Annotated in this window: 10 protein-coding genes; 7 read left to right on the top strand and 3 right to left on the bottom strand. The window is 55.6% G+C overall.

Going from position 1 to position 21250, the window contains the following annotated elements; translation table 11 throughout:
• Positions 1 to 275: 275 nt before the first annotated feature.
• The 3 genes from KHU33_RS21025 to KHU33_RS21015 all read right to left on the bottom strand — a co-directional run bounded on the left by KHU33_RS21025 (position 276) and on the right by KHU33_RS21015 (position 2291).
• Positions 276 to 815, bottom strand: coding sequence for a 3D domain-containing protein (locus KHU33_RS21025; protein WP_211466531.1), 540 nt, complete (start codon positions 813 to 815; stop codon positions 276 to 278).
• Positions 809 to 1768 (bottom strand): hypothetical protein, encoded by a 960-nt coding sequence (locus tag KHU33_RS21020; protein WP_211466529.1) that lies wholly within the window; start codon positions 1766 to 1768, stop codon positions 809 to 811. Before KHU33_RS21020 ends, KHU33_RS21025 begins: the two co-directional genes overlap by 7 nt.
• A gap of 103 nt (positions 1769 to 1871) precedes the next feature.
• Positions 1872 to 2291 carry a hypothetical protein gene (locus KHU33_RS21015; protein WP_211466527.1) on the bottom strand — a complete coding sequence of 140 codons (420 nt, stop codon included), beginning with the start codon at positions 2289 to 2291 and terminating at the stop codon, positions 1872 to 1874.
• Between the two features lie 627 nt (positions 2292 to 2918).
• On the opposite strand from KHU33_RS21015, the gene KHU33_RS21010 reads away from it, so the two are divergent.
• The 7 genes from KHU33_RS21010 (at position 2919) to KHU33_RS20980 (ending at position 20437) form a co-directional block, all read left to right on the top strand.
• Entirely contained in the window at positions 2919 to 3404 is a 486-nt protein-coding gene (locus KHU33_RS21010) for a hypothetical protein (RefSeq protein ID WP_211466525.1), read from the top strand.
• A gap of 158 nt (positions 3405 to 3562) precedes the next feature.
• Positions 3563 to 4873: a DUF746 domain-containing protein gene (locus tag KHU33_RS21005; RefSeq protein ID WP_211466523.1), complete on the top strand. Its 1311-nt coding sequence runs from the start codon at positions 3563 to 3565 to the stop codon at positions 4871 to 4873.
• 173 nt (positions 4874 to 5046) lie between these two features.
• The gene (locus tag KHU33_RS21000) at positions 5047 to 7692 is read left to right on the top strand and encodes a two-partner secretion domain-containing protein (protein ID WP_230414450.1); all 2646 of its coding nucleotides are present in this window, start codon (positions 5047 to 5049) and stop codon (positions 7690 to 7692) included.
• Between the two features lie 6 nt (positions 7693 to 7698).
• The gene (locus KHU33_RS20995) at positions 7699 to 9486 is read left to right on the top strand and encodes a ShlB/FhaC/HecB family hemolysin secretion/activation protein (RefSeq protein ID WP_230414449.1); all 1788 of its coding nucleotides are present in this window, start codon (positions 7699 to 7701) and stop codon (positions 9484 to 9486) included.
• A 31-nt stretch (positions 9487 to 9517) separates the two neighbouring features.
• Positions 9518 to 10408 carry a peptidyl-prolyl cis-trans isomerase gene (locus tag KHU33_RS20990; protein WP_211466521.1) on the top strand — a complete coding sequence of 297 codons (891 nt, stop codon included), beginning with the start codon at positions 9518 to 9520 and terminating at the stop codon, positions 10406 to 10408.
• A gap of 36 nt (positions 10409 to 10444) precedes the next feature.
• A complete protein-coding gene (locus KHU33_RS20985) occupies positions 10445 to 10666 on the top strand; it encodes a hypothetical protein (protein WP_211466519.1) in 222 nt (73 codons plus the stop codon).
• A gap of 561 nt (positions 10667 to 11227) precedes the next feature.
• Positions 11228 to 20437: a two-partner secretion domain-containing protein gene (locus KHU33_RS20980; RefSeq protein WP_211466517.1), complete on the top strand. Its 9210-nt coding sequence runs from the start codon at positions 11228 to 11230 to the stop codon at positions 20435 to 20437.
• Positions 20438 to 21250 lie beyond the last annotated feature (813 nt).

Below are 21250 nucleotides of genomic sequence, written 5' to 3'. Positions count from 1 at the left end.
AAAATCTTTAAAGTCGCGTTGGCCATTGAGTTTCCCTTAGGTGAACAAGTATGGGGTGACAGATAGTGCATCTTTAATATGTAGTGGTCGCGACCTGATAGAACTCCTGCAGGATCGTTTTGTGGAAGCGCTACTTCGATAACGTATTATTGGATCAAGAAGCGCTCTGATTCGATGCCCAAACGGTCCTCTAGGGAGTCCGCGATTCTGTTTTCCCCCGTTTCTGAACAGCTTTAGACGACCTTGGACTTGCCGCTCAATCGCAGGTCCGTACATCATGGCTTGTGCATGCTTTTCAGCTTCGATATTACTGAGGCATCAGTAACGACTACTGCTTTGAATCCGGTTGTATTGTCACTTGTGATGAACGCGGGGAAGCAGTTTTGTGCCGTTGCACCGCAGAAGACATCTATGTGTTGCCCCTTGATTGCTCCACCTGTATCAGCGGCAAAAAAATAGCCGTCGTGACGGATTGTTTTTCCAGGAGCAACCGTGACCTCTATCCCCTTTGCTTTTGGGATGTACAAGACTGTGCCAAAGGGAAATCGTGATGGATCTACCGCGATTGTTCGGTAGGGGACAAGAATGAACCCTGAGACGCCGTCACCGAAAGGTCCTTTGGCGGTAGTAAAGTACGATTTTCCGACCGAAGAAATCCATGGCTTGCGTTTCGGATCGATTTTTAGGACCGCAGCACAGTCAACCTGCATGTTGACGCCAGCGCCAGCGTAGTTGAGAGTTTTCACTGTGTCAATGCCAGATACTTGAATGGTGCCCTCAATGGCGCCAAGGCACCAATCTCTTGGGTTCAGCATGCCTGTGAGCGCTTGTCCAGATTTACTACGGATTGGAACGCCTGTCCCAATTTCCGTGGCAGCATGGACGTAGTAGTGTGTTGCCCAAAGATTGACCGCCGATGTCTCATCTTTAGGCGGCGGAAAAGAAAAGTCCTCTGGATCGGCGGCAGTAGCTTCGAAGGTGAACCAAACTGCTGCAAACATGAATCAAGGTCACTTTTATAGCGTCCGACAAGAGCTAAAAAAGCTTTCTTTTTTTCGGGGGTTGCATCCATAAACGGTTGAGTATCGCTCACCGTGGCAGAAGCGCTATTTGCCGCATTCTTAACAGCTATAGCAAATGCGCTCCAATTAGGTTCAGTGTTCACGGCAGCAATACGTAATCTGTCTTCCAAAGTACGATCAACCGTCCACATCGCATCCTTAAGGACGCGCAAAGTAAATTGCGCAGCAGTTTCAGAGTCGGGGAATTCGGGCGATTGAATTTTTTCAAGAGCTGCATCCCCTGCGACGTTGATGGTCGAGGAAAATGCTCGGATGCATTGAAGAGTATGAGAAGCTTTCGTCCATGCAGAATTTTGTTTGTCCGTACCGTAGAACTTATCAGTAATTCCTGCGAGGCCAGCAACAGCGGCGCCTGCTACCGCATAGGGGGTCGCATGTGCTGCAATGGCAATAACTGAGGCACCACCTCCTACCGCCGTCGTCTCAGCAAGAGACCACTGCTTTCTTTCTAAATTCTGCCACTTGTCATTGAATTTGAGAATACGAGCCTCAAGCACCGCATATTGCTCAGAGAAATTTGTTTTCGGATCGGATATTCCAACTTCATCTATTTCTGGACGTAAGTTTAAGTGTGAACAGCCGGCCCCAAGAAAACTAAAGATAATTGCGATGAAAATGCCTGATACCCGCATAACTCCCCCATTTTTATTGATTTTTAGATAGCTATTTTTTATAGTATTCGACAACCGTATCGAGTCGATGGGAAGACCATGTACACGAAATAGATAGATAAAGGCGAGAAACCTGGTGTACCCGGTAGTAAGGCCGGAGGCCACGTAAGTTGCGGAATTAAAAAAATGCGCCGGGTGGTCCGATGTTTAGTTGGCCTTTAGTCATGTTTTCAAGGACGAAGTGCGCTATTTGAGCGCTTTCTGACTTTAATGCTCCGGCCTCAAGCCATGCGCCAGCAAGCCATAATCCATAACTCGTCACCTCATCGTTAGAATTACTGGCCTGACGGCTCATTTTTTCTGAAGAAACTTGCAGCCCTCGTCCCACCCGTGCCTGCATATCCGTTGACCAAGTCGTTTTTTGAGTAAGTAATTCCGCGCGTTGTTTGAGGAAAACCTCAGATACGGCTAGCCGGAAGTCCATATCTACTGCGGCCAAATCATTCATGGTTTTTTCTATTTTCTGCGCCAGTTCGCCCTCCCGCGTAGATTCAAGAGCGACCGAAAATGTACCTTTTGCAAGTGAAAGCAAGCTCATATCTCCCCCCTGGTCAATTCAACATCCGTAGAAATAAACAATTAATGCCATAAGGAAATGTTGATATTACTCCTCAATTGTTTTTTCCACATTAGAACGTTATTTTTTGTTGGACAGATTTCGCTACTCGACCATGGATTTCTCCGTAAGTGCTTCAATGTCAAAAATTTGAAGTGGCGCCACCCAATTTAGGTAGTGCGCTCTGTTACTACTGAGGTCTGAGTACTCCGAGTCCCGTTCTTGCATGACGGCGTAACGATGCGTTACTGTAGCTGAGTCATCAGATCGCTCCTTGTTACCCGCTGCTGGTCGTTGACGGGACGAACCGGAGATAAAGCAGAGTCTTCGTCGGGATAAGGGATGGCATTCGACGATGATCCTAAAGAGATCTACTCAATCAAGGAAAAAATTACCGTGTGCATTGATGATGTGTCAATGGCAGAGGTGCGCATTGACCACCTGCCTTTAAACGGTTGGGGGGGCAACGGCCAATATGTTGTTATATATAAGAGAGGTAATTCATACCTCTCTGACTAGGTATTCAAGCGTAGCTTCAATAGAGAGTTTTAGAGACCATTAGTCATTTTGTATTGTAAATTTGCGATATAAAACATGTTAGGAGTTAATATGCACGCATCACGATATCTTGTCGCTCTATTATTCCTTGACACGCTTGGGTTCATCCCATCAAGTGTACTGAGCCAAGAATCCTCCAAATCCACCGCCGAGCGCTTGATAGTAGGAAAGTGGCGCCATATTGCGCTCGTCCGAGTGCTTGACGGGCAGACCCTAGCTCCACAGCATTTCAATGGAGATACCATTGCTGAGTTTCGAACCGATGGTACTTGGACCGTGTTAGGCCCCAATACTAAGTCGACCGGCACTTATCGTTGGGTCGGAACCGACCAAATCGAACAGGTGATCATTGACTCGAGCCTCGCCATTCAGGTCGGCTCTATCACGGTCAAGCAAGTTCGAGTGGATGCTGAGCGCCTAAATCTGATTGTCATGCAGCGAAAAGAAGACATGGCCAAGTTCATGCCGCCCTCGACACCTGGGGTGCTACGGCCTAACGAGGTGACGGTGACCACAATATTTGCTCGCGTACCCTAATCATTCTCTTTGCGACAGTGTTTTCTGCTTGGCGTGACATACCTTGCGTGTGTTTTTCTGAGGCGCAAGATGTTATTCAGCCGGATTCGTCCAGAAATGGTCGTTTTAATAAAATTCCCTTTCTCCAATCATGATGGTGCAGAACTCTATGGGTATTGATGATCACCTCTCGTCCTAAAAAGCGTCTTGCATCGACTCCCCGGCGTATCCGTCCCCCGTTTGTTTGGACTGCTAAGGTCGATGCCCTGCTGGGGACGACGACAGATGCGGCGATTGCTGCGCGATTGCAGATACTCCCTGAAAGTGTCGCGATGCGTCGTCGCAAATTGGGGATTGCGGCTTTCAATACGGCTGTCGTTTGGGTGGAGTGGACCAAGGAGATGGACGCTTTGCTGGGGACGGCACCAGATCCAGTCATCGCTGCGCAGTTACGGATCCCTGCTCCAAGCGTCGGGAATCGTCGTCGCAAACTGGGGATTGCCCAGGTCGGTAACGCTGTTGTGAAGTGGACTGCCGAGATGGATGCGTTGCTTGGCACCGCACCAGATGCGACGATTGCCGCGAAGTTGGGGTGCATTCCTGAGACTGTTGGAGAGCGCCGTCGGAAGCTGGGAATCGCTCCTTTCAGTATCGCTTCCCTGACGTGGACAAAGCAGAGAGAGGCACTGCTGGGAACGGATACAGATCCAGCGATTGCAAAAAAACTGGGTCTCAGCCATGGACAGGTCCGCCTGCGTCGGCAGTCTCTCGGCATTCCTGCCGCAAAACCTCATCCAGAAGCGCTCAAGAAGATCATTGCCAGAAGCGGTGCTCTGCCAGTCCCTTCACAATCGCAAGCAACAACGTCAACAGGACGCCAATTTCTGATTGACCAGCCGCATGTTCAAAGAGCGAGGAGCGAGTTTGCTGATACCGAAGATAAGGCGTTGACGGCTTATCTGGAACGGGAATTAGCCGAGGTGTACTCCAAAAGTCTGCACCCACCATCTTGCCCATATTGTCGGTCGCCGCGTACGATCCTGCAGCAAAAGCCACATGGATGCCATCCATTACCGCGCTTTGCCTGCCGGACATGTAAGCAAAGTTTCAATCGCGTGGCGGGTACACCGTTGTTCCGATTGCGTGCCGCAAAACTTCCCCTGTTTATTCGACTGCTATCCCAGCAAATTCCGTACCTAGAAGCGGCTCGACGTCTTGGGGTCAATATCGTCTCCATCCAAAACTGGGCAAAGAAAGTGCGTTTGGGGATCAAGGCACGTCCGCATATCCGTTGTCCGCGCTGCGGCGTCGATGGTGAGAAACATTTTGTGGGATATATGCCCACCGGCGAACGTAGATTGTGCTGCCCAGCCTGTGGCACGGCATTTGGCATGAGCGATGCCGAACGCCTAGCGCAGGAGGCGGTCCGCCTTGAGGTCTTCCACGATCCCGGCAAGGTAGCTCTTGATACCGAGACTAGCGATTCGTAATCGTTTTTTGCTTGTGTTTGGAGAGTGAAACCTTGCCTTTTTGATGCCAATTAACCACAAATGTGTCAAAGATTGCAAAGTAGTACATGTTTCAAAGAGTTTCTGTAGATAAATAGAATGCTACTTTGTAAAATCGAGCAAATTTAATTGCAACATTTACAAAGAAAGCAACAATGGGGAAGCATGGGGAGTTCACGAATGGCCATCAGGCCATCGTGACCGGAACGGCGCGCCGCAAACCGCTCGCGCTGTTGATCAGTTTGTGGCTGGGTACGTCCGGATCGGGCTGGGCGGCAGGCATTGTCAGCGATGGCGGTACAGCGACTACGGTCAGCACGGCCGCCAACGGCAGGCAAACCGTCAACATTGCCCCCGCAATCTCAGGCGTCTCGAACAACACCTATAGCCTGTTCAATGTGAGCCAGGCTGGCGCCAGTCTGAACAACGTCGGCGTCAACGCGCGCAATATCGTGAACCAGGTCACCAGCACGAATCCGAGCCTGATCCAGGGCGATATTACTGTTCTCGGACCGCGCGCCAATGTCATCTTGGCCAATCCTAACGGCATCACGGTCAATGGCGGAAAGTTCGTCAATACCGGTAACGTCGCCCTGACAACGGGGCAGGTGTCGTTCAATGATTTCGTTCCAGCACCGGGCCTGACCCAGCGCAATATTGTCCTCAATACCAATCAGGGCCAGATTGTCATCGGCCCCGAGGGCTTGAGCGGCGCCATGCTCAATCTGGAGCTGATCGCCAAGAACCTGGTAGTGGGTGGGCCAGTGGTGAATTCGTTCAGCGGTAGTGCCGCCGGGATCCGGGCCGTTGTGGGCGATAGCCACGCGGAGATCGATAGCAGTGTCTCGCCCACCGACAATATCACCCCCTGGATCACGACCACTTCCCCGAATACCAAGAATGCCGTCACGGCGATCGACATTACCCCGCTGGGCAGCTTGACCGCTGGCCGCATCGAACTGATTGTCACCGACCAGGGCGCCGGCGTCCATCATGCCGGTGCGATGCTTGCCAATGTCGGCGATTTTTCGATTTTGGCTAGTGGCGATGTGCAGATCGCTGGCGGCACCATTGCTGCAACCCGAAATCTGATTGTGGCAGCGCCAGGACTGAGTGCGGCTCCCGGCGTGAATGGTAATCCGTCGCTGACAGCCGGCGGCAACGTCGATGTGCGGTCGACCTCGATTCAACTGACAAATGCCACTGTCGCCGCCGGCAATCCGCAAATTACCAAAGGCGGGGATATCCTGCTCGGTGTTCAGGGTAATGCCTCCACGGCTGACACAACCATCGTCAACAGCAATTTGACCGCAACCGGCGGCATTGGCGTGTTCGATCAGGGACACGCGCTGCAAGTCAACGCCAGCACCCTGAATGCGCAACAGAATGTGCTGATCAACGCCGATAGCGTCGCCTTGACTTCCGGCTGGAATGGACAAACGGCAGCGCCAACGCAAGTGAATTCGAGTGGCGGCACTGTGACCATTACAGCACCAGGCGCATTGCAACTATCCGGGGCGCAGATCAATGGCACGGCGGGGAGCATCGTAAATGTCTCCAGCCTGACACTGGCCGCATTGCACAGCCCGGACGGCAGCGCTTTGCAACGAGCCGCCTTGCAATCGACAGGCGGCGCGGTGACCGTCAAAACGGCCGGCCCGATCAGCATCACCGGCTCGGACCTGCTGGCGGCGACCGATATCGCCACCAATAGCGCTGGCTTTACCCTACAAAACGATGGCGCCGCGCGCGCTACCGTCGTTGCCACCAATGGCGGCGTGGTCATTAATAGCAGCGCGGACATTCTCAATAGCGGCAGTCTGATCCAAGGCAATACGCGTAACGCGGCCAATAGCGCTTCGCTCGGGGCAGTCACGCTGACCGCCGGCGGCAATATCCTGAATCAATCGCCGGACGCCAATACGCTGGCGGCTGTATTCGGTGTCAATGACGATGTGAACTTGCAAGCCAAGGGCAATATCGAAAACCACTATGGTCGTATTCTGACCAATGGTGCTTTGCACGTTGCCGCAGTCGGCGACGTCAGCAACATCGTCGACAAGCAAGCCGGCAGCAATAACGAACAACCGCAAACCAGCCAGAGCCAGGGCACGCGCTGGCTGATTTTCACTAAAAGCACCAATAATTTCTCTGTCGATTACGGCCAACTGGATCGTCCTGATCAATTGTCCTATCTGGTCTCTTACGCAGGAACCACCATCAGCGGCCGTAATGTGTTGAATCTGGGAGGCGTGATCCTTGCCAACAATGCCAGCGACATCACGATCAACGCAGCCCAGTCGTTTCAGAACTCCGCGCTGTTTTCGGGGCAAGCGCAGTTCCAGCGCAGCTGCCTGATCGTTTGCCACAGCAGCGCATCGAGTACGGTGCAGAGCGTCGGCGGCAACATCAGCGCGGGTAACAATATTCAGATTACCGCCGGAACCATCGCCAGCAACATCGGCGGCACCGTCACCGCAGCGGCGGGCAACCTGACTGTGACCGCACCGACCGTGCTGGCGCAGGGCGTGCTTGGATACCGGGCCTATGAACAGTCGCGCGGCTTCAAATCCTGGTTCGGCGACACCTGGGCGCAGCTGTATGCGATGGATGTCGGCGGTAGCTGGATGGCGAATGTCGGCAAGATCGTCATCAACGGCCAGGAAATCATCGATGGCGGATCGTTCAGCGCCGGCGGCGGCGTCACCGCGACGGGCGGCGTGCTGACATTGAAGAATCCCCAAAATGATCCCGTTACGATTAACCGTCATCTCGGCTTGATCAGCTGGTTGTGGCACTAAGGGCGAATGATGCGAAACAGTTTTTACCCGCGCTTGCGGCATTCGACACTGGCGTCAGCCCTGTTATTGATCGGTGCGGCCGCCACGCAGCAGACCTGGGCGCAGCAGACGCCCAGAGTTGAGCAGGATCCGGGGCAGCGTTTGCTGCAGGAGCAGAAGGACCGTGAGCGTGAGCGCGCATTGAATCAGCCGCCGCCACAGATCACGGTCACGCAACCACCGCTGCAAACACTGCCGGCCGGCGTCGATATCGAATCGCTGCCGGATGCCGAGCCGACTTTTAGGATCGATCATATCGACCTGGTCGGTAATAGCGTGCTGCCGGCAGCGCAAATGGAAGAGATTACCCGGCCATTCATGGGCAAACACTTGGGTAGCAATCGCATCAATTTATTGTTGCGCCGCTTGACGGAAGCATTTGTCGCGCGCGGCCTGATTACCACGCGTGCTTATCTGGGTGAGCAGAATCTCAAGGACGGCAAGCTGATCATCACGGTCATTCCCGGCAAGATCGAAGAAATCAGGCTCAACGGTCAACCATTATCGACAGAGCAGGGTTATGTCGCGTCCGGCCCGCTGCGGGGCGGCGGCTGGCTGACCGACCGCGGCGTATTGCTGGCCATGCCTACTGCAGTCGGCGAGACGCTGAATCTGACCGATCTGGAGCAGGGCGTCGAGCAAATCAATCGCCTGCGCCGCAATAAAGCAGAGATGCAAATCCTGCCGGGATCGACGCCCGGCAGTTCGATCGTCGCCCTCAATAATAAGCCCGGCGACCGCTTTTGGTACAACGTCGGCGTCGATAACTACGGCAGCAACCAGACTGGCCTGGTGCGCACCAATCTGAGCGCCGAGGCCGACAATCTACTGGGTTTGCAGGAAATGTTCTCGCTCAGCTACAGCGGCAGCCTCGACACCAACGCCTTGGTTGGTTCCGTATCGCTGCCGATCGGCTACAGCACCTTCAGTTATACCGGTGCGATTTCCGAATATCAGAATCTGGTCGGCAATACGGCGCTCTTGTATGGCAACACCACCAGCCACACGTTCGGTTGGAACTATGTGCTGTCACGCAGCCAGGCAGTCAAAAACGCCCTGGACGTGACTCTCTCGCGGCGCAAGGTTGCGCGCAATGTCAATGATCTGGAACTTGATCCACAGCATTTAACAGTGCTACGCGTCGCCGCCAATACCTTGCACCGCTTTGCCTTTAATGAACAGCAGGCGAGCTGGACGCTGGATGTCGGTCTGTCGCAAGGCTTGCATGCGCTGGATGCCAGCACGGATGCTGCGGACATCAAGAGTGGCGACGCCCATAGCCAGTTCACCAAGCTCGATACCACGGCGACCTTGTCCCTGCCGGTCGGCAAGCTTGGCGCAACCGCATGGAACTGGCGCGCGCAATTGAACGCGCAGTGGAGCAAGCAAGCCTTGTTCGGCTCCGAGCAGATTTTTGCCGGCGGCATGTCGTCGGTGCGCGGTTTCCAGGATAACAGCGGCACCAGCGGCGACCGCGGCCTGACCTTGCGTAATGACGTGGCCTGGGTCAATGGGCCGGAGTTCGCCGGGATTCATGTCGAACCGTATGTATTCCTGGATATGGGACGCACTGAATTGATCGCCCAGGGCGTCTATCAACACCTGGTCGGCGCCGGATTCGGTGCGCGCATGCAGGCCACCGTCGGCAAGCAACGCTTTAGCGGCGAAGTGCTGCTGGCGCGCCCCTTGGTGCAGCCGGACAATCCACAGCCCAAAAGCACGTTGTTACTTGCCAGCCTGAACTGGTCTTATTGATTTTTGCAATTCAAAGTAAAGAGGAAACGCCATGTCTTACGCAACCACATACCGCCAACTGCAACCGCTACTCGTCGCGTGCAGCCTCGCTGCTGCTGTCGCAGCACCAGCAGTCTATGCACAAACCGCCGCTGCGCCAGTGACCGTTACCGCGCCAGCCAGCAACCTGGGACCAGGCGTGATCGCCAAGGTCAACAATGTTGCCGTCACCGATGCGCAATTGCAGCGTGCCATCCAACAGTCCGGACTGCCTGATAGCCCGAATTTGCGTGCTGCCTTGAAAAATCAATTGGTGTCGCGCGAGCTGTTCCGTCAGGACGCTGAAAAGACGCACGCCTATGACAGCCGGCCAGAAGTCAAGCAAGCCATGCAAGAGGCCAAGGATGCGGCCATTACCCAGTTGTATCTGCGCGATATCATCAAGCCGGCACCAGTCACTGAACAGCAAGTCCGGGCACAGTTCGACAGCATCGTCGCCAGTCTGGGCGACAAGGAATACAAATCGCGTCTGATTCAAGTAGCTGACGCGGCTGCAGCGGCCGACGTACTGGCCAAACTGAAGGCGGGCGCCCATTTCGCACAACTGGCGCAGCAAGTCAGCCTGGCGCAAAACAAGGTGCGCGGCGGTGATCTCGACTGGATCAGCTTCAAGACGCCGGCCCAGGAAGGGCATACGCAGAATCTGCCGCTGCCGATTGCGCAGGCGTTGACCGCATTGCCGGCCGGCGGGTTGACCTTGACGCCGGTGAATTGGAACAACGCCTATTTCATTCTGAAGCTGGAGCAGGTACGTCCAACACTGGTTCCCCAATATGACGAGGTGAAAGCGGTATTGCGTCAGCAGCAGGAAGCCGCTGCCTTGGAAAAGGCGACGGTTGCGGTCGTCAGCAACCTGGTCAAGCAAGCCAAGATTGAGCAGTAACGGACAACTATCTAGAAGAAGATACGGATTGCCGTTATGAAGAAAAACGATCCAACCGGCCTGCGTGGCGTCAATGGGTTTTCTTATGAGGCATTCCGGCGCTCTGAGCAAGAAGAACGGAACCGTAGATCCGGCCGGCCTTTGCGCGGGACTATTCGCATCGCTGTAGTGGCGATTGTGTTGTCGGCGATGTTCACCTATGGTTTTCTTCGCGTCATCTTGACTCCCGTTGCCTCGAACCAGGTGCGTACGAAATAGGCAGACGACTTGTCGTGACTTGACAATGCATGACAAACGTAAGCAGTGGCCAGTGCACAACGGTTTGCAAACAATTGAAAAATCGCCCGATTATTCGGGAACTTCTTTCTTTGTCGGGTAGGGCGTTTTGTAGAATGGTTTTTAAGAAATTGTCGCTGGAGATGCGATCCGCAGAAACGTTGATGCGCTCTGCGTGTCGCCAGTAGATCGGCTGGACGGCACCACGCCACGATGACAAGCACCAGAAATACCACAGGCACTATCAAGAAAATGCGGGACACGAAACAGCAACAAGGGAGTAAGAATTGAAGACGAATTTCTTTTGGGCGGTTTTTATCTGTTTGTCGCTCACTCCACTTTTGCGCGTACTGATACTGGAAGCATACAAGTGGTGCTGTTCCAGGCTCAACGACGTGGCCCGGAAACACAGGATTCAAAACTGAAGCGGTTCCTCATCGCAGAGAAGCCAGAGCTGTACAGAGGGTGTTGACTAGCGGCGGTATCTGCCGCCCAGGCACAGCCTCAACAATATTGCGTCAATAAAAATAAGTCAGGGAAAATATGCATCGCTCGCTCCGTCAATTGCTGTCTCGTCTGGATCAGTCGCGTCTATCCACCACATCGGGCCGTAGGCTATCGATTGATCCATTGGGATCGACGGCGCAGAGCGTCATTGGTTTATCGCAAGACGGTGCGCCACAGGTGCGGCTATGGCAGCGCGCCGTTGCGGCGACGGTGGCAATGACATTATGGCTGGCGCCGTTGCAGGTGACTTGGCAAAGCGCCACGCAATCCGCTGCACAATTAGCCGTCAGCAAAGATCTGCAGCAGGCGAGGGAGTCTGCGGTCGACTGGCAGTTTTTTACCGGCGAATTGAAGCGTGGCGTGCTGCAAGCACAGCAAAGTGGCAACTGGCTGCCGCTGCAAGCGCAACTGGAGCAGCACATTCCCGGCATTACGCGGGTGCTATTGGCGAAAGCGGAAGCGGCTTTGCCGTCCTTGCACTTTGGTCTGCACAGCGCTGTAGCAGCGCCGATCACCGACCCTAACGCACCGATCCGGTTTCAACCGCAAGTCACTAGTACTAGCGGTCCTAGCGGCGCTGTGCCGGTGGTCAATATTACCCAGCCGAACGCCAACGGCATCTCGTTGAATCAATACAGTGCTTTTAACGTCGACGCTGTTGGCTTGATCTTGAACAACAGCCTGACCGCAGGCGGGAGTTTATTGGGCGGCAATGTCGCGGCCAATCCTTTCTTGAACGGTCGCACCGCGACCCAGATTATCAATCAGGTCACCGCGCAAGGCAGTCCGAGCAATATCGCCGGTACCATCGAAGTGTTCGGCGCACCCGCCTCGGTGATCGTAGTCAATCCGAATGGCGTGAATTGCACCAGCTGCGGGTTTGTCAACGCGCCGCATATTACGCTGACGACTGGCACACCGCAGTTTTTGAGCGGTCCGGGCGGCACCGCCACATCGTTCGACAATGCTAGTGCACTGTCCTATAACGTGCAAGGCGGCCGGATTCAGATCGAAGGCGCGCCCGGTGCAAACGGCACTCCTGGTGCTGGTATCGAAGGCACGGTCGGTGCGATCGACCTGATCGCTGGCAGCATCGGCGTCAACGCGCCACTCTACGCCGGCCAGCAAATCAATCTGATTAGCGGCCAGCAGGTCGTCGCGCAAGCCCAGCCAGGACAGGGCAGGGCCGGTAGCGACTACCAGGTGAGCAGCAACGGCGCCAATACGGCTGCCAGCAACACGTCATCACAAAATAATCTGCAAATCGACGCCAGTGCATTCGGCGCCATGACGGCAGGGCAGATCAAGGTCATCGGCACCAGCCAGGGACTCGGCGTGCGCAACGACGGCAGCTTGACCTCCAGTGTCGGTGCGCTGTCGATTGACGCCAACGGCGATGTCCGGGTGGGCACCACCTACGGTAAAGGTAGCGTCGACATTACGTCGACCGGCAACGTGATCGCCAATGGCGACAGCCTGGGCGAGCAAGGCCTTAATATCGCAGCCAATGGCAATGTGCAAGTCAACGGCAGCATGCAGTCCCATCAAAACGTCAACCTGCAAGCCGGCGGCAATATCACTGGTACCGGCGGAGCGATTGCAGACAACAGCATTACGGCTACAGCCGGTAACTCGATCAACCTGGGCGGTAAAGTCCAGGCCGGCAATGCGTTGAGTCTGACCGCGCAGGGACATGACGGTACCGGCGACATTATCTTGGGCGGTAGCGTCACCGCGCCCAACCAGACTGCGATCAATGCCGCACGCGATATCACCATCGACGGCAGCATTACCAGCGCCACGGCGCTGGCATTGGCTGCCACACGCAATCTGACCATCAACGGTATTGCCGGCTCGGTCGGTGATTTGAGCCTGCAAGGCAAGCAGGGGAGTGTCACCACCACGGGCAACGTGGTCAGCTCCAGCGGCAATGTCAACGTCCTGGCTAACACCGACGCCAATCTGGGCGGCCAGGTCTATGCGGCACAGAACGCCCAGCTGCAAAGCCAACACGGCAGCATCAATGTTGGCGGGTCGCTGGCGGCGCAACAGCAAGTGAGTGCGACAGCCGCCAACAACGTCACTTTGGGCGGCAGCACGCAAGCCGGCGCCAACACCAGCCTCACTGCCACCCACGGTAGCGTCGCAATCAACGGCGATCTGACTTCCGGCGGTACGGCACAAGTGCAGGCAGGACAAAATATTACCGGCACCGGCAAGCTGACGGCGCTGACCGACACCACCTTGACGGCAGGGCAGGCGATCGCCATTGGCGGAGCACTGCAAACGGGTGGGAGCCTGACTGCGACTGCCGGTCAGAATGTGTCGCTGGCGAGCTTGACTGTCGGCGGCAACACTGGCGGCAGCGCCACCTTGCAAGGTACTAACGTCAGTCTGTCCGGCCCGACCGTGGTCGGCAATGCCAGCGGCGGTGGTTTGACTGTCACAGCCAGCAATGACGCCATCTTGGGTGGTCAGACCCAGACCACCGGCAAATTGCAGGTCAACGCCGGACGCGACATTAATGTCACCGGCGGTACGCTCTCCAATGGCGCGACGACGTTGAATGCTACGCGCAATCTGGGCGTCGGCGGCACGGTCATCGCCCTGGGCGACACGAACCTGACCGCGCAGAACGGCAGCTTGACCACGACCGGCAGCGTGTTGGCTTTGTCTGGCTTGAACGCCACCTCCGGCGGCGACCTCAATGTAGGTGGTCAGGTCTATGCACAAAACGCGGCCGTCTTGCAAAGCCAGCACGGCAACGTGGCCGTCGGTGGCGATGTCACCGCGCAAAACAGTCTGCAAGTCAGTGCAGCCAATAATGCCACTCTGGGCGGCACGACACAGGTCGCCGGCGATACGGCAATCACAGCAACTTCCGGCGATGTGAATGTGGCCGGCAGCCTGGCCGGGCACGGTGCAGGGACGCTTGCCGCAGGTGGCAGCATCACAGGCAACGGCAATACCCAGTTTACCAAGGACGCCACATTCAACGCCGCCAAGAATGTCACGCTGGCGGGTACGGTCGGCGTCGGCGGTAACCTGAATGCGACCGCAGGCAGCAATCTGGCCCTGGGTGCAACGACGGTCCTGGGTAATGCGACGCTGGCCGCCGCGCAAGGGAATGTGAATTTAAATGGCGCGACGACGACGGGCGGCAACATCCAGGCCAGCGCGGGCACCGATCTGGTGGCGGCTGGCGCGGTCAACAGCCTGCAAAATGTCAGCCTCAGCGCCGGCCGAAACCTGACGACACAAGGCACGATCGGCGCCAGTAACAACCTGACGGCCAGTGCAGGCCAGAACCTGGCGCTCATCGGCGTCACGACCAGCCTCGGCGACACCACCCTGACGGCCGCCAATATCGGCACCGGCGGCGATCTGAACGTCGGCGGCAAACTGCAAGCCACTGCGCAAGGCAACCTCAGCCTGAGCGGCGGCTTGCTGACTGTCGGCAAGGATGCCAATCTGACCGGCGCTGACATTAGCTTGGGCGGTACAGCCAGCGCCAGCAGCATCAGCGCAACCAATCCGCATCCGGTCAACGCCATCGGCGGCAACCTGACGGCCACAGCCGGCAACAGCCTGACCACCAATAACGTCGGTGTCGTCAAAGGCAACGCCACTTTGAACGGCGCCAACAGCGTCACCAACAACGGTAACTGGCTGGCGGCAGGGGATATGAATGTCACGACCCGGCAAGCCGTGAACAAGGCCGGTGCGGCCTTGCAATCGTTGGGTACCACCACGATCAATGCCACCAATCTGACCAATGCGGGCACGATCTATGGTGTGAACACCAATATCAACGCCACCAACAGCATCAACAACAACGGCGGTGCGCTGCTGGCGCGCGATAACCTGAACCTGGCCACCAATATCTTCGCCGCCAATCAAGGCGGCTTGCTGTTCGCCGGCGACACCAGCGCAGCCGCAGCGGCCGCGCCGGCATCCGGCAATGTCAGCCTGACCGTGAATGGCGGTACGGGTAGCTTCAATAACACCGGCGGCCAGATCCTCGCGGCCAACAATGTCACCCTGAAACTGCCGAATCAAAGTATCGATCCGACTGCGGCAAGCTTCGGCACAGTTGATCTGAACGGTACGCTGACCTTGATTGCGCAATCGATCAACGTGAACGGCAACTGGAATTTGCCGGGATCGGGCTTGAACCTGCAGGCGGCCAACGGTTTTACCAATACCGGCACGATCCAGAAATCCGGCGATATTTCCATCAGCGGTTCTTCATTCACGAATAGCGGCAGCGTCATCAGCGGTAACGACGTCACCTTGAACGGTGTTGTTACCAATCAGGCCGGCGGGGTGATCCACGCCGACCGTGACGTCAATCTGGGCGGCACCGTCACTAACGCTGGCAAGGTCGAAGCGGTGCGCGATGTCAACCTGTCCGGCGCCAGTTACGACAATACTGGCGGCACCACGGTAGCCAACCGCGATGTGAATGCTACGCTGGCAGGCAGCCTGACCAATGTCGGTAGCAGCATCACGGCAGCCAACAACGTCAACATCACCGCGGCTTCCGTCAACAACAATCGCGCAGCGCCTGTAGATCTGCAGAATACGACCACCACCATCAGTGACCCGACCTTGTTGCTGTCGACCGTTGTCGGCACCAAACCGGTCCTCGTCTCCGACGGCAACTCCAATGGTACGAATGGTCCGTCCTTTATTTATGTCCCGCAAGACGTCACTCTGGGTGACTTGAGCCCCAATTTGACGACGGGCACGGTCAAGGCGACCGAGGCACCCATGGAGGGGCCGACGGGCACCTGGTACTTTGCCGGTGACAATCCTAATTACCTCTACAGTGGTCCGTCAACAACGCAGATACTGGCCTTGCCGACGGTACAAACAACGGTGCAGAGCCAGACCAACGGCCAGCAAGGGCTCATCACCGCCGGCAACCAGACCAGCATTACCGCCAACACCTTATCGAATCGCGGCAGCACCATCAGCGGCAAGAATGTCGTGCTGAATGTACAGAGTCTGGATAATGGCCGTTCCGATACGATTATCACGTCCAAGACCCGCACCTCGGTCAATCAGGCGGAACTCAGCAGTTTCATGGCACAGGTGATCGCGCTGGGCACGAGCGTCGTCGGTCAACATGATGCGCCTTGTCCAGGTGAGGCGCAGGGCGGTTGCACGTCGAACGTCTTGCCGGCGACACTGACGCCGATCCCGGTGGCCAGCATTGTGGCGCCGAGCACCGGCGGTACCACCACGGCGCTGGGTGTGCGCGGCCAGATTGTGGCCAACCAGGATCTGAGCATCAGCGGCGGCAACCTGGTCAATGCCGGTAATATCGTCGCCGGCCGAGATATCACCTTCAATGTCGCCGGGTTGACTAACAAGGGCGAGACCAGCTACAACGTGGTCACACAAGGCAGCCTGGTAGTGGCCAATCCGACCGGACCATTCTCGACCAGCGACAATTTCAATCCCCTGTCCCAGAGTATTGTAATCACGCAGGATCCGGCGACCATCGTGGCGGGACGCAACCTGACGATCACCGCGGGCAACGTCACCAATAACAATGCCAACCTGGCAGCCCTGGGGAACGTCAGCATTACCAGCCCGGGCACCGTCAGTAACCAGTCGGGCACAATCCAGGCCACGAAGGGCGACATCAGCATCAATGCAGCGACGTTGAATAATGTCCGTAGCGGTGGCACCGTCGGCCTACAATCGCGTCAAACCACGTTTGCCGGGCAGACCGTCGCCGATCTGAACCAGGATTTCTTTGGTGTGACGGAACAAGCCGAAACGACACAGGCGGGCGTCATCAATGGCGCGCGCAATGTCACGATCAACAGCGCCACGCTGAATAACAACGGCAGCCTCATTAATGCAGGACAAAATGCCAATATCACGGTCACCAGCGCCCTGAACAACAACGCCGACGTGCTGGCAGTCACCAGTTATCACAGCCATGTCGAAAATCACTGCGGGATCTTGGGGTGCGACCATGTGCGCGAGAACGATCCGGTCAACAACAATACGCCGAATCAATCCAATAGCATCATCCAGGCAGCCGGCAGTCTGAACGTCAACGGCCAGGGCGGCCAGTACGCCGCATTGCAGAACACCGGTACCATCACTGGCTACCAGGTCAACCTGACCGGCAGCAACATCACCAACGGTTATACCAATCCGCAGGTCATGACGCCGGCGGGTACTAACCCGAAGAACGTCATTGCGCTCGGCCCGATTGGCGTGCCGGTAACGGCAACGAACGCCCAAAATAGCGCCAGCCAGGCCGCAGGGGCTAGCGGTGTTACGGCGCAACTCAATACGAATGCGAGCCTGCCTTCCCAGGGGCAGATCCCAGCGCAAGTGGCCACTGCCAGCAGCGGCAACGTCAGCATGTTGGATGCAGTGATTGGCCGTCAGGTGTTTGGCACGGCGCTGACAACGGCCGTTGGTAATGGCAACTTCCATTTCACGGCTGTAACTCCAGTAGGACAAACTGGACTATCGGCGCAGATCAGCGTCAACGATCCGAAATACGTGATCACCAATCCGGCCAGCAATGTACTGCATGGTTTGACGCCGCAGGTCTTGCTGAACAGCCTGCCCGCGGCATTGCAGCCGAATGGCAGCGTACCGTTCTATTTCGATCCCTTTACTGAAAGCCAGCAGTTGCAACAGGCCGCATTGGCGCAGACCGGCAACGCCAGCTTCGTCAGTGGTGTGCAATGGGACAGCAAGAATCAGGTCAGCCTGGCCGATCAGCAAAAAGCAGTCTTGTACAGCAATGCGATCAACTACGCGACCCAAAACAATATCCAGCTGGGCCAAGCGTTGTCTCAGCAGCAGATCAATGCGCTGACCAAGCCGATGCTGTGGTACGTCGAACAGACCGTGCCAGATCCGAGTTGCACCGCAACGGGAACCTTTCAATGCGGCACCATCAATGCCTTGATGCCCCAGGTCTATTTGCCACAAGCCACACAGGGTGCGCTGGCCGGCGGCGTCATCCAGGGTAATCAGGTCACGCTGACAGCAACTGGCACCGGCGACGCCGATCATCCGAATGGCACGGTCACCAACACCGGCTACATCAGCGCCCAGCAACTGATCATCAACGCGCAGCAACTCAACAACGAGGCGCGCAACGCCGATATCGGCGTACAGACCTACCGCACTGACAAGCAAGGCTATACCAAGGTAACCGGCGACGAAATCCAGCCGGGCGGTTTCATGTCGGCAGCGAACTATCAACTGAATGTTGATCGCGTCAATAGCATCAGTGGCCAGTTCCAGCAACTCAATGCCGACGGCACGGTAAGCCAGGCCGGAAGCCAGGTATTGCTGGATAACCTGAAACAGCAGCTTGGTAGTGACTTTACCCAAAGCACTGCCGAAAACCATATCCATCAGGAATGGGTACAGACCAAGAAAGCCGATCCGACAGAACAAATTGTGATCATTGCGGCGGCGATTGCGTTGAGTATTGTTACCGCAGGCGCTGCTGCAGCAGCTATCGGGGCGATGGAACAAGCAGCGGCGGTGACGATGCTTGAGGCGGTTGCTTCCGGTGCCACCTTTGCCGAAGCCGCAGCCGCAGGCGGCATCATGGCCAGTTCCGCCTTTGCAGTCGGCGGCTTTGCGAATGTGGCGATTGCCGGTGCAATAGGGGCCATGTCCAGTAGTGCATTTACCCAACTGGCAACGACAGGTAATCTCAACATAGGGCAAACCTTCAAGGCTGGTGCGGTTGGCGGTCTCACGGCAGGACTGACGTCGGGTATTACCTATGCAGACGGCAGCGTAGGCGTTGCCAGCGAGGCCAACGATCCGAACAGTCTTGCCAATCTGGGGGGCGCGCAAAGCGTCGGCAATGGTTTGACAGGCAGTACCGTGACGCAAGCTGGTGCTTCGACGGCGACCTCCATAGGAACCCGAATCGGTGCGGTCGTCGCCGACAGCGCCATCAGTGCCGGGGTACAGACCCTCATTGAAGGCGGCAGCTTTGGGACAGCGCTTAAGAATAGTTTAGTTGGCTCGGCGGCAGCGGCGGGTGCTTATGCGATCGGCAACGCGAGCCTAGATAGCTCCTCAGTGCTGGCGCTGGGAACGCCTGGTTATGTTCTAGCGCATGCGGCTCTTGGATGTGCAGCAAGCACAGCCGAAGGGACCGGATGCGCCAGTGGCGCAATTGGTGGCGCGAGCGGCGCGCTGATTAATCCAATCATCGATGGTAACGGCAATATTCCAGGCGCAGCGCTGACTGCGATTACCTCGATTGCGGGCGGGAGCATTGCCAGCGCACTTGGTTACAACATCCAGGGGGCGATGACCGCGGCTCAGAACGAAACCTTGAATAACTGGCTGAACCACGTCTATTGGTTGCCTGGGCAAAATTCAGAGGCAGTGCAACTCGCACAAGATCAAAAAAATTGTTCGCCGTCGAATCCTGGCGCATGCTCGGACGCGAAAGCGTTGCAAAGCACATCGGCGACAAGAGACGCTGCCTTGGCCAGTGCATGCGCCGCACCTTCGTCGGCTAGTTGTATGTTTCAAACTGCGTTGGCAACTATGGCGGGCAATACTGTTCAGTACGTGAACGGTACGGCGGTCGCCACTACAACACCTCAGCAATCGGCTGCACAACCAAGCATGGGTGCTGTGACGCTGGATAACATGCTGGGTAGCCCGTTCGCTGGCATCGCCGGTCTAGCCGCATACGCTTTCGGAGGCTCAAACAAGGACGCCTATTATGCTTCTCAGTTGGGCGTTGCAGTGGAGGGATTAGCGGCATCTGCAGCTGGGTTTCAATTGCCCAAGGCACCAAACCTTGTTCGATCCAGTAGTGACGTAGTTCCGCCAGCAGGTAGTATTAGGAATGTAAACCCAACCGGTGGTGATAATAATTGTGTAAATTGCGCAATTGCTACAGACGCTACGCTAAGGGGCAATCCCGCAAGTGCATTGCCAGGTATTCCGACGGGTATTTCAGTACTTGAATCGCAGTTTGGAAGTACCTTCAAACCAGCGACAGCCGGGACTATTGATCAATCGTTGCTCCAGCAAGGAAATGGTGCTACTGGGATCGTATATGGTTTCCCACCTGTTGGGTCGACTGTTGGGCATGTTTTTAATGTGGTCAATCAAAATGGGGTCATTAGATATCTGGATGGTCAATCAGGTACAGTTGCCGATCCATCTTCTTATTCCCGATTATTGTTTATGCCGGTGAAAAAAATAGGTTCGCCATGAACGAAATAACTAAACAAACTGCCATTGCTATAGCTGAACAGCATCTAAACGAGGTAATACGTAGTCCTTATGATTCGCCCGTGGGTGATCGATGGGTCATATCGATGGAAAATATCCAGGATTGCGGAGATTATTGGCTTATGCATTACCAGTCAGAGATGTATTTGAAAACTGAGAATCCTTCCTATTTACTTGCTGGAAATCTTCCGATTAATATATCGAAAACTGGAAAGATATTAGGGTTTGGTAAATAAAAGATAGTGGAATCGGGGGCAGGGCCAATGTCACTGAATTCCACCTCAATTCGCCTAAGTCAGTACCTAAATTCGCAAGTAGCTTACTTTGAGAGTAGAGGGACAGAGTCGAATATTCCCAAATGGATATTCGACTCTGACTCCTTTATTTTCCAGTTAAACATGAAGCTTGGAGCGGGAAATGACAGTGCACTTTCTTATTCCTCCAATTTTTGATAGGCGGTATTTTTGGCTATTCGAGATCGGGAAAGTAAAAGTTGGATTCAATCCCTCAGAATCGTGGGGGCTAAGTATGGGAGAGAATGTTATGGCCTTCCCCCAGCGTGATGGACACTTTCGATAGGTATGATGTCACTATCGGAGGTATTACATGTTTGTTGGAGTGGTATGACGCAAAAAGCTGAGGCGTTTTCGTGCATTTCATGATAAGCCTGACCTTACCCCGCTGAGTGCACCAATCGCAAGTTAGTAATCTCGCTGTTTTCGTTGTGATGCAATACCCGGAATTGGTCCGGTGCCATTTGCCCCAGGGCGCTATGCGGGCGAACCGAGTTGTAAT

The sequence above is a fragment of the Collimonas silvisoli genome, from assembly GCF_018305005.1.
In the GTDB taxonomy this organism is placed as follows: domain Bacteria; phylum Pseudomonadota; class Gammaproteobacteria; order Burkholderiales; family Burkholderiaceae_D; genus Collimonas; species Collimonas silvisoli.
The sequence above is the reverse complement of the archived record's forward strand: the minus strand, read 5'-3'. Positions and strand labels throughout refer to the sequence as shown.

Bases quoted from the DNA above. Each gene is read 5' to 3' on its own strand.
- KHU33_RS21025 (WP_211466531.1), bottom strand. From the start codon at position 815: ATGCTGAACCCAAGAGATTGGTGCCTTGGCGCCATTGAGGGCACCATT.
- KHU33_RS21015 (WP_211466527.1), bottom strand. From the start codon at position 2,291: ATGAGCTTGCTTTCACTTGCAAAAGGTACATTTTCGGTCGCTCTTGAA.
- KHU33_RS21010 (WP_211466525.1), top strand. From the start codon at position 2,919: ATGCACGCATCACGATATCTTGTCGCTCTATTATTCCTTGACACGCTT.
- KHU33_RS21005 (WP_211466523.1), top strand. From the start codon at position 3,563: ATGATCACCTCTCGTCCTAAAAAGCGTCTTGCATCGACTCCCCGGCGT.
- KHU33_RS21000 (WP_230414450.1), top strand. From the start codon at position 5,047: ATGGGGAAGCATGGGGAGTTCACGAATGGCCATCAGGCCATCGTGACC.
- KHU33_RS20995 (WP_230414449.1), top strand. From the start codon at position 7,699: ATGATGCGAAACAGTTTTTACCCGCGCTTGCGGCATTCGACACTGGCG.
- KHU33_RS20990 (WP_211466521.1), top strand. From the start codon at position 9,518: ATGTCTTACGCAACCACATACCGCCAACTGCAACCGCTACTCGTCGCG.
- KHU33_RS20985 (WP_211466519.1), top strand. From the start codon at position 10,445: ATGAAGAAAAACGATCCAACCGGCCTGCGTGGCGTCAATGGGTTTTCT.
- KHU33_RS20980 (WP_211466517.1), top strand. From the start codon at position 11,228: ATGCATCGCTCGCTCCGTCAATTGCTGTCTCGTCTGGATCAGTCGCGT.